Annotated in this window: 9 protein-coding genes; 4 read left to right on the forward strand and 5 right to left on the reverse strand. The window is 56.2% G+C overall.

The genetic code is table 11. The annotated features are described in order from the left end of the window. Positions 1-20: 20 nt before the first annotated feature. Positions 21-1511: a UxaA family hydrolase gene (locus ACMV5I_RS05275; RefSeq protein WP_261262682.1), complete on the forward strand. Its 1491-nt coding sequence runs from the start codon at positions 21-23 to the stop codon at positions 1509-1511. A gap of 76 nt (positions 1512-1587) precedes the next feature. Further along, entirely contained in the window at positions 1588-2196 is a 609-nt protein-coding gene (locus tag ACMV5I_RS05280; protein WP_237735591.1) for a YgjV family protein, read from the forward strand. A 488-nt stretch (positions 2197-2684) separates the two neighbouring features. Here the strand turns inward: ACMV5I_RS05280 and sstT are convergent, their stop codons facing one another. From sstT to ACMV5I_RS05300, 4 genes are all read right to left on the reverse strand, one after another. After that, entirely contained in the window at positions 2685-3920 is a 1236-nt protein-coding gene (gene sstT, locus ACMV5I_RS05285; protein ID WP_414823800.1) for a serine/threonine transporter SstT, read from the reverse strand. 293 nt (positions 3921-4213) lie between these two features. Continuing rightward, a complete protein-coding gene (locus ACMV5I_RS05290; protein ID WP_414823801.1) occupies positions 4214-4951 on the reverse strand; it encodes a glutamine amidotransferase in 738 nt (245 codons plus the stop codon). Between the two features lies 1 nt (position 4952). After that, complete coding sequence (locus ACMV5I_RS05295) at positions 4953-5933, reverse strand: Gfo/Idh/MocA family protein (RefSeq protein WP_414823802.1); 981 nt, start codon at positions 5931-5933, stop codon at positions 4953-4955. 89 nt (positions 5934-6022) lie between these two features. Continuing rightward, positions 6023-6529 (reverse strand): M48 family metallopeptidase, encoded by a 507-nt coding sequence (locus ACMV5I_RS05300; protein WP_021806929.1) that lies wholly within the window; start codon positions 6527-6529, stop codon positions 6023-6025. 149 nt (positions 6530-6678) lie between these two features. On the opposite strand from ACMV5I_RS05300, the gene rlmG reads away from it, so the two are divergent. Further along, positions 6679-7818 carry a 23S rRNA (guanine(1835)-N(2))-methyltransferase RlmG gene (gene rlmG, locus ACMV5I_RS05305; protein ID WP_414823803.1) on the forward strand — a complete coding sequence of 380 codons (1140 nt, stop codon included), beginning with the start codon at positions 6679-6681 and terminating at the stop codon, positions 7816-7818. 42 nt (positions 7819-7860) lie between these two features. Here rlmG and ACMV5I_RS05310 read toward each other — a convergent pair whose 3' ends face one another. After that, entirely contained in the window at positions 7861-9882 is a 2022-nt protein-coding gene (locus tag ACMV5I_RS05310; protein ID WP_414823804.1) for an FAD-dependent oxidoreductase, read from the reverse strand. A 412-nt stretch (positions 9883-10294) separates the two neighbouring features. Here ACMV5I_RS05310 and ACMV5I_RS05315 point away from each other — a divergent pair, with 412 nt between their 5' ends. Further along, positions 10295-11914, forward strand: a complete 1620-nt coding sequence (locus ACMV5I_RS05315; protein ID WP_414823805.1) for an ABC-F family ATP-binding cassette domain-containing protein — start codon at positions 10295-10297, stop codon at positions 11912-11914. The last annotated feature ends 53 nt before the right edge of the window (positions 11915-11967 follow it).

The following is an 11967-nucleotide window of genomic DNA, read 5'->3' on the forward strand; positions in this document are numbered from 1 at the left end:
TTACAGCTCGAGGTTGGTTTATGCAAAGCATCATAAAGATCCATGCAAAAGATAATGTGGCGGTCGCACTATGTGATTTGGCGGCTGGTGACCAGCCTGTCTGGGAAGGGCAGGCGATCGCACTGGCGCAAGACGTTGCTCGGGGGCACAAGTTTGCTCTTGAGCCGATCGCTGCCGGTGAGATGATCGTCAAGTACGGCTTGCCGATCGGGCATGCGCTGGTGGCCATCGCTGCGGGCGAACATATTCATTCGCAAAATGCCAAAACCAACCTGAGCGATCTCGACAGCTATCAGTATCAACCGGAGTTCCAGACCTTACCGGCGCAGGCGGCAGATCGTGAGGTACAGATTTACCGCCGCAGCAACGGTGAGGTAGGGATCCGCAACGAACTGTGGATCATCCCGACCGTGGGCTGTGTGAACGGCATCGCACGTCAGATCCTGCAACGTTTTTTGAAGGAAACCGGGGAAGCAGAGGGGATCGACGGCGTACATCTTTTTAGCCACCCCTTCGGCTGCTCGCAGCTCGGCCAGGATCATGAAAATACACGCACCATGCTGCAAAATATGGTGCGTCACCCCAATGCTGGTGCGGTTCTGGTGATTGGCCTGGGCTGTGAGAACAACCAGGTGGATGCCTTCCGCACTACGCTGGGTGAATATGATGAGCAGCGCGTGCGCTTTATGGTTTGCCAGCAACAGGATGATGAAGTTGCCGACGGATTGGCACATTTGCATGCGCTATATCAGATTATGCGCGACGATCGCCGCCAGCCGGGCAAGCTCAGCGAGCTGAAGTTTGGCCTGGAATGCGGGGGATCGGACGGTTTATCGGGGATCACGGCCAACCCGTTATTGGGCTGCTTCTCGGATTATGTGATTGCTAACGGCGGCACCACGGTACTGACCGAAGTGCCAGAAATGTTTGGTGCCGAGCGCATTCTGATGAGCCGCTGCCGCGATGAAGACACCTTTGAAAAAACTGTCAGTATGGTCAACGACTTCAAACAGTATTTTATTGCCCACAACCAACCGATTTACGAGAACCCTTCACCGGGCAACAAGGCTGGGGGCATCACCACGTTAGAAGAGAAATCTTTGGGATGTACTCAAAAAGCCGGGCAGAGCCAGGTAGTAGACGTGTTGAAATACGGTGAGCGCCTGCGTCTGCCGGGGCTAAACCTGCTGAGTGCGCCGGGCAATGATGCGGTCGCTACCAGCGCGCTGGCGGGAGCAGGGTGCCATATGGTGCTGTTCAGCACCGGGCGGGGGACGCCTTACGGTGGCTTTGTGCCAACGGTGAAGCTGGCGACCAACTCGGAACTGGCGGCGAAGAAACCGCATTGGATCGATTTTGATGCAGGCCGCCTGATCCACGGCTTGCCGATGGCGCAGATGCTGGAGCAGTTTGTCGATCTGATCGTGGACATTGCCGATGGCGCTCCGGCGCGTAATGAAGTGAATGATTTCCGCGAGTTGGCGATCTTTAAAAGCGGTGTCACGTTGTAAAGCCTAGCCAGCGGGAGTAGCATAAAACGGCGTTTTGTTTTAAACGCCTTGCTACTTCCGCCCCAGGATCTCCCTAATGACGTTTTATTGGTTTGCGCAGTCCGTTGGCGTGCTGGCTTTTTTGGTAGGCATCACCAGCTTTTTTAATCGCGATGACCAGCGTTTCAAACTGCAGCTGTCGGGTTACAGCCTGATTATCGGCATCCACTTTCTCCTGATGGGGGCTAATGCTGCAGGGAGTAGCGCACTGCTCAGCGCCTGCCGCAACCTGGTCTCGATGAAGACTCGCAGCCTATGGGTAATGTGGATCTTTATCTCCCTCACGCTCATCATCGGTTTATCCCGTTTTCACCACTGGATCGAAATACTCCCGATCTGCGGTACGACCGTCAGCACCTGGGCGTTGTTCCGCACCCGGGGTTTGACCACCCGCTGTGTAATGTGGTGTTCAACGGCCTGCTGGGTTACCCACAACATCTGGCTTGGTTCGATCGGGGGTTCGCTGATTGAAGGCAGTTTCCTGCTGATGAACGGTTTCAACATTATCCGCTTCCGCCGCCTGCAACTGCGCGGCATCGATCCTTTTGCGGTCGAAAAAAAGGTGTCTGATGAAGAGCATCAGGCCCCTCACCCTAACCCTCTCCCACAGGGAGAGGGGACCGATCGAGTGGATTTGAAATTGTAGTGACTCATTGGATGAGGGGGATCGAGTTTGCCGAGATTGTCTTTCTACTTCCAACAGAGCAGAGGCTATCAGCTCCCTCTCCCTGTAGAAGAGAGTGTCAGCCTATTAAGCAATAAAGTGCAGGTTGCTGAGATTACCTCCACGCTTCCAACAGAGCAGAGGCTATCAGCTCCCTCTCTGTGGGAGAGAATGTCAGCCTATTAAGCAATAAAATGCAGGTTGCTGAGATTACCTCCACGCTTCCAACAGAGCAGAGGCTATCAGCTCCCTGTAGAAGAGAGTGTCAGCCTATTAAGCAATAAAGTGCAGGTTGCTGAGATTACCTCCACGCTTCCAACAGAGCAGAGGCTATCAGCTCCCTCTCTGTGGGAGAGAATGTCAGCCCATTAAGTAATAAAATGCAGGTTGCTGAGATTACCTCCACGCTTCCAACAGAGTAGAGGCTATCAGCTCCCTCTCCCTGTGGGAGAGGGTTGGGGTGAGGGGACTTAGCGAACTTTCAGCGGATCTTCATTGGCCAAACGCTGGTCTTCCGCCTGACAGGCCGCTGCGGTAAACAGCACGTCGGTGGAGGAGTTGAGCGCGGTTTCAGCCGAGTCCTGCAGTACGCCGATGATAAAGCCGACGGCAACGACCTGCATCGCAATTTCGTTAGGAATACCGAACATGTTGCAAGCCAGCGGGATCAACAGCAGTGAACCACCGGCCACGCCGGAAGCCCCACAGGCGCAGATCGCCGCAACCACGCTCAGCAGCAGTGCAGTTGGTACATCAACAGGAATGCCCAGCGTATGAACCGCCGCCAGTGTCAACACGGTGATAGTGATCGCGGCACCGGCCATGTTGATGGTCGCCCCTAACGGGATAGAAACCGAATAGGTATCTTCGTTCAGATTCAGCTTTCTGCTAAGTTCCATATTCACCGGAATGTTGGCTGCGGAGCTGCGGGTAAAGAAGGCGGTAACGCCACTTTCGCGCAGGCAGGTGAACACCAGTGGATAAGGATTACGGCGGATCTTCCAGTAAACGATCAGCGGGTTCAGCACCAACGCCACCAGCAGCATACAGCCGATCAGCACGAACAGCAGTTGGGCATAGCCCCACAGTGCGCTAAAGCCGGTATCGGCCAGGGTTGACGCTACCAGGCCAAAGATACCCAGCGGCGCACAGCGGATCACCGCACGAACCACCATGGTCACTGCATGGGACATATCGGTGATCAGCGATTTGGTGGTATCAGAGGCATGGCGTAGTGCCAACCCCAAACCCACGGCCCAGGCCAGGATGCCGATATAGTTGGCGTTGATCAGCGCATGGAATGGGTTCGCCACCACGCTCATCAGTAAGCCTTTGAGCACTTCAACGATGCCACCCGGCGGGTTGATATCGGTGGTGCCTACAGCCAGCGCCAGCGTGGAAGGAAAAATAAAGCTGATCACCACGGCGGTAAGCGCGGCGGCAAAGGTACCCAGCAGGTAGAGGAACAGGATGGGGCGGATATTGGTTTTTTGGCCCTGCTTATGGTTGGCAATGGAGGCCATGACCAACACCAGTACCAGCAGCGGTGCCACCGCCTTCAGCGCGCCAACGAACAACGAGCCGAGCAGGCCAACGGCTACTGCAGCGGCTGGCGAAACCAGTGCCACCACAATGCCCGCTACCAGGCCGATCAATATTTGCTTAACCAGGCTGCCCTGAGTGATGCGTAGTAAGAGTTTATTCATGATGCGCTTGCGTTTCCGCTCCCTGAGAATGTGATGTACAGATTGCTGCGCCTCAGCTGAAACGTGGCCGGGCAACTTATCGTCATATCTGTAACTAAGTATGTTTGCTATGCCAGTATTCAGTAAATGGGGGATCTTGAAAAGGGGAGATGATGAAATTACCTGCATGGATCAATGATTGATAACATGCTGTTTACATTTGTGTGATCGTCATAACATTTGGCGTTTATGGCTATTTGCCAAATAATCGCGGGGCGTCTAGCGCCCCGGATAACAGATTATGGCGGCCAACCTCAACCGACCCCGGCCAATGCCTGCTGGGCGCCAAGGCTGGCGACAAAGTCCTGCAGCAACAGCTGGCTGAACGGGGTATCGCTAACCTGTTGTTGTTTAAGCCGATAAGTTTGCTGCTTGGCCGGTTCCAACTCGCTCAGCCAGCTCAGGTAGCGCTGCATGATCGCCCCATTAAATTCCGGGTGGAACTGGGTGGTCAGGGCGTTATCACCGTAACGCAGGATTTGGCAGGCGTCCTGTTGCGAACGGGCCAGCACTTCAGCCCCTGGCGGCGGCGTTAGTACGCTTTGCGCATGGATCAGGTTCACGTTGAAGCGAGCAGGCAGGGTGGCAAGACGCTTATCTGAGCGGGCAGCGGGTAATAACTCGATCTCGAGAGTGCCGACTTCCATGCCCTGTGGGTGGTAGCCCACCTCGCCGCCCAGCGCATAAGCCAAAAGCTGGTGGCCGTAGCACACACCAAATATCGGCAGATTGATTTGCATTGCCTGGCGCAACCATTCTGCCGCCTGTTCGCTCCAGGGAAGTCGTTCGGTCACCATCGCAGCTGAACCGGTGATCACCACGCCGCAGTAATCTTCCGGAGGCAGCGGTGTTTCACCGGCGAGGACGTGCACGATATGTACTCGATCGGCGTCGATATTCCCCTGTTTTAGGAACATCTGCTCAAAATTGGCCTGCTCCTGCTGGATCATCTGCGGTGCATCACCGGTTTGCATCAACAACAGCGGTTTCATTTTATTCTCCGTCAGCGGGGAACACTACGCCGGTCTGGCGGCGGATCTCCGTCAGCAGGCTGGCGACGATCAGGGAATTCTCCAGGCCCACATGCTCGACCTGCCGTTTTTCCACCAGTTCGGCAAACACTTGTGCTTCATACAGCATGGTATTGATGTGTTGCGGCTGGGTCAGTACCTGGCTATTTTCACCGCGTGGCGTCAGCACCACGCCTTGGGCTTCGGAGATTTTTTCAATCACCAGCGTGCCTTCTTCGCCCTGGATCTCGCTCGGAATGTCCGAGTTGCTGACCTTGGAATGGCTGATCACCACGTCAAAGTCACCATAGTTCAGGCACACGCTGCCGTGGGCATCCACCCCGGTATCAAGCAATGTTGCGCTAGCCAATACCGTTTGCGGCGCACCAAACAGCGCCACGGTGCTGGCCACGCAGTAATAGCCAATGTCCATGATCGAGCCGTTGGAAAAGTGCGGGTTGAAGGTATTCGGATTTTCACCGGCCAGGTAACGGGGATAGCGAGAGGAGTATTGGCAATAGTTGATAAATGCCTTACGCAGTTTGCCAATCTTCGGCAATGCCTGTTGCAGGATAAGAAAATTGGGCAAGTGGGCGCTTTTGAACGCTTCAAACAGCACCACCTGATTTTCCCGTGCGCAGGCCACCAGTTGTTCCACTTCGCGCAGATTTGACGCCAGCGGCTTCTCGCAAATCACATGCTTTTTATGGCTTAGGAATAGCAGAGATTGTTGGCAGTGCAGAGAGTTGGGGCTGGCAATATACACCGCATCAATCACGTCGGATTGCGCCAGCGTTTCCAACGAGTCAAAGAAGTGTTCGACCGGATAGTTGGCGCCAAAGGCCTGCGCCTGTTCGAGCTTACGCGAATAGATGGCGGTCAGCCTCATCTTGCCGCTTTCGTGAGCCGCATCGATAAAACGTTCGGTGATCCAGTTGGTGCCGACAACAGCAAAGCGAATCATGGGTGACTCCAGTTTCCACAGGAAGATAGCTCAAGGAACCAGATTATCACGCCGCAGAGATTAGGCGAATATTTGCTTAAAAAGGCTGATTATTCATAGAGTTCACCGAATAAGGAGAGATGGGTCAGATACAGACGGGTATCAAACTCCAACTGGTGATAGCTGGGTTCCATATGGCAGCACAGGCTGTAAAACGCCTTGTTGTGGTCTTTCTCTTTCAGGTGCGCCAACTCGTGGACCACGATCATGCGCAGGAAAGGCTCCGGGGCGTTTTTAAACACCGTCGCCACGCGGATTTCGGCTTTAGCTTTCAGCTTGCCACCTTGCACCCGGGAAATGGCGGTATGCAGCCCCAAGGCGTGCTTCATCACCTGGATTTTGCTGTCGTAGGCCACCTTGCTCAGCGGTTGAGCATTACGCAGATACTGATTTTTCAGATCGACGGTAAACTGATAAAGCGACTTGTCGGTGGTGCAGCCATGAACCTGCGGATAGCGCTGCAACAAAACCTCGCCCAGACGCTGTTGCTGGATGAGTTGTTGCACCTGCATTTGCAGATGATCGGGGTAGCCTTGCAGGTAGCTCAGTTCAGACATGTTATTCAGTATTCAGTGGTAAACCGGGGCGAGCATTGTATGACGTTTTGTTGCTCAAATCCCTTAAAGGGCAATTAATCCCAAAAAACATTTTACTGCCGAGCGTTTTTAGGGGATAAACAGCCCAAATTTACTATTCAGGAGGGGCAATGAGCCAACTCGATCTGGGAACACAGCAACTTGAGCTGGAGCGTTATCCCCAACAGGAAGAAGCCACCCAGCTGCAGGCGTGGGAAGCGGCGGACGAATATCTGCTGCAACAGCTGGAAAATGTCGACATCGGTGAACGCCCGGTACTGATTTTTAACGACAACTTCGGCACGCTGGCCTGTGCCCTGCATGGCTATAAGCCTTACAGCATCAGCGACTCATACATGAGCCAACTGGCGACGCGCCATAACCTCAAGCTGAATGAGCTCGATGTTGAGCAGGTCACCTTGCAAGACAGCTTGGCTGAACTGCCTGCCAACCCGGCAGTAGTGTTGATGCGCATCCCGAAAGCGTTGGCGCTGCTGGAGCAGCAATTACGTGCCCTGCGTGACGTGGTGGCACCCGATACGCTGATCGTGGCCGGTGCCAAAGCGCGTGACGTGCATACCTCGACCATGCAAGTGTTTGAGCGGGTGCTTGGCCCAACCCGCACCAGCCTGGCCTGGAAAAAGGCCCGCCTGATTTATTGCCAGGTAGCTGACATCGTGCCACCGGCAGCGCCGGAAACCACCGACTGGCTGCTCGACGGCACGGACTGGCTGATCCACAACCATGCCAACGTGTTCTCACGCGGTAGCCTGGATATTGGCGCACGCCTGTTCTTGGAAAACCTGCCGAAGGATTTGCAGGGCCATATTGTCGATCTCGGCTGTGGCAACGGTATTATCGGTATGTGTGCCTTGGTGCAGAACCCGCAAGCGCAGATGACCTTCGTCGATGAGTCTTACATGGCGGTGGCGTCCAGCGAGTTGAACGTGGCGCACAACCTGCCGCAGGAGATGGATCGCTGTCAGTTTGAAGTGAACAACTCGCTGGCGGGCATTGAGCGTGAAAGCCTGCAGGCGGTACTGTGCAACCCACCGTTCCACCAGCAGCATGCGATCACCGATCACACCGCCTGGCAGATGTTCTGCGACGCCAAGCGCTGCCTGCAAGTGGGGGGTGAGCTGTGGATCGTCGGCAACCGCCATCTGGATTACTACCAGAAGCTGAGGCGTTTGTTCGGCAACTGCACCACCGTGGCCTCCAACCAGAAGTTCTTGATCCTCAAAGCGGTCAAGTCTGGCGCGCGTTATTGATGTAGGGGCGCAGCATTATACTGCGCCCGTCTAATCAATGGATTACAGTGCCATGGCCAGCCGCGTGCCCTGATCGATAGCGCGGCGGGCATCCAGCTCGGCAGCCACGTCGGCACCGCCAATCAGATGCACCGTTTTCCCCATCTCCAGCAGTGGTTGCTGCAATTCACGGCGCGGTTCTTGCCCGGCACAAATCACCACTGTATCTACCGGCAAGCAGCTTTCCTGCTCGGCACGTAGGATATGCAGACCTTCGTCGTCAATCCGTTGATAGTTCACGCTATTGAGCATCTTCACGCCGCGTACCGCCAGGCTGGTGCGATGGATCCAACCGGTGGTTTTACCCAGGCCTTCACCGACCTTGCTGGTTTTGCGTTGCAACAGGAATATCTGGCGTGGCGAGGCTGGTACTTCCGGCCCTTGGGCGCTCAGCCCCCCGCGTTGCTCTAGCAGCGAATCGATCCCCCATTCGCGGTTAAACGCTGCCGGATCCAGGCTACTGGAGGTGCCGTGCTGGCTGAGGTATTCGGCGACGTCGAAGCCAATTCCCCCGGCCCCGATGATGGCGACCCGTTGCCCAACCGGTTTTTTATCGCGCAAAACATCGAGATAGTTCATCACCTTGGCGTGTTCGATGCCCGCAATCGCTGGCATACGCGGCACGATACCGCAGGCGAGGATCACCTCATCGAAATCCGCCAGATCCTGCGGTTGCACCTGCTGTCCCAGCTTCAGTTCCACTTCATTGAGCACCAACTGACGGCGGAAATAGCGCAGCGTCTGGTGAAACTCCTCCTTGCCGGGGATTTGCTTGGCGATATTGAACTGGCCACCGATCTGCTCGGCGGCGTCAAACAGGGTTACCTGATGCCCACGGCTGGCGGCGGTGGTGGCAAACGCCAACCCGGCAGGCCCGGCACCCACCACGGCCAGTTTTTTAGGCATTGCCGTGGCGATGAATGGCATTTCGGTTTCGCGGCAGGCGCGAGGGTTGACCAGGCAGGAAGTGAGTTTGTGATCGAAAATCTGATCCAGGCAGGCCTGATTGCAGCCGATGCAGGTGTTGATTTCGTCTGCACGGCCTTCAGCGGCTTTCTGCACGAACGCCGCATCCGCCAGGAACGGGCGCGCCATGGAGACCATGTCGGCACAGCCATCGGCCAAAACCTGTTCCGCCACCGCCGGATCGTTAATGCGGTTGGTGGTGATCAGCGGGATCTTCACTTTGCCCATCAGCTTGCGCGTCACCCAGCTGAACCCAGCGCGTGGCACCATGGTGGCGATGGTAGGAATGCGTGCTTCGTGCCAGCCAATGCCGGTGTTGATCAGCGTTGCGCCAGCCTGTTCGATCGCCACGGCAAGCTGTTCGATCTCCTGCCAACTGGATCCATCCTCCACCAGATCGAGCATCGACAGGCGGTAGATCAGAATAAATTCCGGCCCGGTCGCTTCACGCACGGCCCGCACAATCTCGACGGCGAAACGCATGCGGTTGCTGAAACTGCCGCCCCATTGGTCGGTGCGCTGGTTGGTGCGCGAGACCAGGAACTGGTTAATCAGGTAGCCCTCAGACCCCATGACTTCTACGCCGTCATAGCCAGCCTGCTGAGCCAATGCCGCGCAGTTGGCGAAGTCGGCAATGGTTTGTTCAACTTCTTGGGTAGTCAGCGCCGCTGGGCTGAATGGGTTAATCGGCGCTTGCATCGCCGAAGGGGCTACCGGCTGTGGCTGATAGCTATAGCGCCCGGTATGCAGGATTTGCAGGGCAATCTTGCCCCCAGCCTGATGGACAGCCTCGGTCACGATCCGGTGATGGGCAACCTGCTGTGGCTGGTTCAGGACCGATGCCCCGCGATACACCACGCCTTTCTCATTGGGAGCTATACCGCCGGTCACGATCAGGGCGACACCGGCAGCGGCCCGCTCGGCATAGAATGCTGCCATACGCTCGGGGCCATCAGGCAGTTCTTCCAGGCCAGTGTGCATCGAGCCCATCAGCACCCGATTTTTCAGGGTGGTGAAGCCGAGATCCAACGGCGCAAGCAGGTGGGGGTAAGCACTCATTGCAGTCTCCAAAATATATACCCGTCGTCTTTCAAGCTGCAGCGTTGTTACCTGCGCTTGCTCACCCCAGTCACTTACCCAAAAGTAAGCTCCTGGGGATGAGCAAGCTTGTCGCCTAGCTGCAGCTTGAAATCCATAGGGTATGAGTTGTTATAGTTTTGACGACCACTCAAGTGGTCGGATGAGATAAATCTAGCCGTTGTCGGCGCACTTGGGAAACGCGGATGTGCTGAATGTGATAGACCTCATGTTTGCAATCGGTATAAAAGATCGGCTAACATCGGCTCGCTTTATCCCTTTTCTCTCTGCGGAGCCATTACCGAAAATGAACAACCACACCTGCTGATATCTGGCCCTATACCGAGCACGCTCGTGCCGTATGGGGAGGTTTTGATTTCATTCAGGAGTGCTTATGGCTCATTTTGCGCAGTCCCCTTATTTCGTTTTACATCAATTAACCTGTCAGTTTGCCAATGGCGAAACGCTGTTTGGCCCGCTTAATCTGGCCGTTGAACAGCAGCACTGTGGCTTGGTGGGGCGTAACGGCGTGGGGAAAACTCGCCTGCTACGTCTGATTGCCGGGCTGGATCAACCCGCCTCTGGCCATATTGAGACGCAGGCAACCTTCGCCTATGTGGCGCAGCAGCCGCACTTCACCGAACAGACGACTCTGGCAACGCTGCTGGGCTACGGCGAGGTGTTTGCCGCCCTGGCCCGTCTTGAGCAAGGTTGCCCGCGGCTGGACGATATCGATCGTCTTGAGGGCCTGTGGGATCTGGCGGATCGCTTGAGCACGGCTTTTGCGGCGGCGGGATTGCCTGATTTTGACCCGCAACGGCCAGCCGGAGAGCTGAGTGGCGGCGAGCGTATGCGTGCGGCTTTGTGTGGCGCGTTAATGTCGGGGGCCGATTTCCTGTTGCTGGACGAACCGACCAATCACCTCGATAGCACGGGCCGTGAATGGCTGTATCAGCAATTGGCACAGTGGCGGGGTGGTCTGTTGATTGCCAGCCACGATCGACAACTGCTGGCGCGGATGCAGCGGATTGTCGAACTGACACCCGAGGCGCTGCGCAGCTATGGCGGCAACTATCACGATTACCATCGGCTGCGTGAGCAAGAGCAACAGGCGGCGCGTGCCCAACTGGAACATGCTGCGCTGGAAAGACGGCGCGTCCGCGCCCGCCAGCAGAAAGAGCATGACAATTACCAGCGCCATTCCGCCCGCACGCTGAGAACCGTGGATTCGCTGAATATCGCCTCTTTTGAGAAAGCGGCCCTCAAAGGGGCTGCGCGCGACACGATGGGCACCTTGCGTAAACAGCATCAGGGGCAAAAGAACACGCTGGATGAAGCGGTGCGCGAGGCGAAGGAACGGGTTGAAGAGGATAACCCGGTGATGCTGACCTTACCGGGCAGCGCGGTGGCTGCGGGTAAACAGGTGTTGGTACTGGAACAGTTACAGCTGCCGTTTGTCACCTTGCCGCCGCTCGACTGGCGGATGGATGGCCCGATGCGCGTCGCCATCACCGGCCCGAACGGCTGTGGAAAATCCACGCTGTTGAAGGTGATCCTGGGGCAACTGGCTGCCAGCGCTGGTCATTGCCATTGCTCGGTATCGCTGGCCTATCTCGATCAAAACCTGTCCCAGCTCGATCTGACGCGTTCGGTGGTCGATCATCTGGGTTTACAGGATACCCCGCTGGCCGAAGGAGTGTTGCGTAGCCAACTAGCGCAACTGCAACTGAATGCCGACCGGGTCACGCTGCCGTTGGTGGCATTGAGTGGCGGAGAGCGGTTGAAAGCGGCGCTGGCCTGTGTGCTGTGGCGGCGTGAGCCTGCGCAACTCCTGCTGCTGGATGAACCGACCAACCATTTGGATCTGGCCTCATCGCAGGCAATTGAAGCGGCGCTAGCGGAGTTCCCGGGGGCGATGCTGGTGGTATCGCACGATGAGGATTTCTTGCAGGCGCTGCGATTGACCCATCGTTTGGCTTGGTCGGCAGCGGGTTGGTGCTTTCAAGCAATGTAACCCCGCCTGAGGGGCCAAGCTGGGGAGTTTTTGGTATACTTAAGGTCATTTTG

The sequence above is a fragment of the Serratia sp. T13T92 genome (assembly GCF_047530105.1).
GTDB lineage: Bacteria > Pseudomonadota > Gammaproteobacteria > Enterobacterales > Enterobacteriaceae > Chania > Chania fonticola.

Bases quoted from the DNA above. Each gene is read 5' to 3' on its own strand.
- ACMV5I_RS05290 (WP_414823801.1), bottom strand. From the start codon at position 4,951: ATGAAACCGCTGTTGTTGATGCAAACCGGTGATGCACCGCAGATGATC.
- ACMV5I_RS05315 (WP_414823805.1), top strand. From the start codon at position 10,295: ATGGCTCATTTTGCGCAGTCCCCTTATTTCGTTTTACATCAATTAACC.
- sstT (WP_414823800.1), bottom strand. From the start codon at position 3,920: ATGAATAAACTCTTACTACGCATCACTCAGGGCAGCCTGGTTAAGCAA.
- ACMV5I_RS05310 (WP_414823804.1), bottom strand. From the start codon at position 9,882: ATGAGTGCTTACCCCCACCTGCTTGCGCCGTTGGATCTCGGCTTCACC.
- ACMV5I_RS05300 (WP_021806929.1), bottom strand. From the start codon at position 6,529: ATGTCTGAACTGAGCTACCTGCAAGGCTACCCCGATCATCTGCAAATG.
- ACMV5I_RS05280 (WP_237735591.1), top strand. From the start codon at position 1,588: ATGACGTTTTATTGGTTTGCGCAGTCCGTTGGCGTGCTGGCTTTTTTG.
- ACMV5I_RS05295 (WP_414823802.1), bottom strand. From the start codon at position 5,933: ATGATTCGCTTTGCTGTTGTCGGCACCAACTGGATCACCGAACGTTTT.
- ACMV5I_RS05275 (WP_261262682.1), top strand. From the start codon at position 21: ATGCAAAGCATCATAAAGATCCATGCAAAAGATAATGTGGCGGTCGCA.
- rlmG (WP_414823803.1), top strand. From the start codon at position 6,679: ATGAGCCAACTCGATCTGGGAACACAGCAACTTGAGCTGGAGCGTTAT.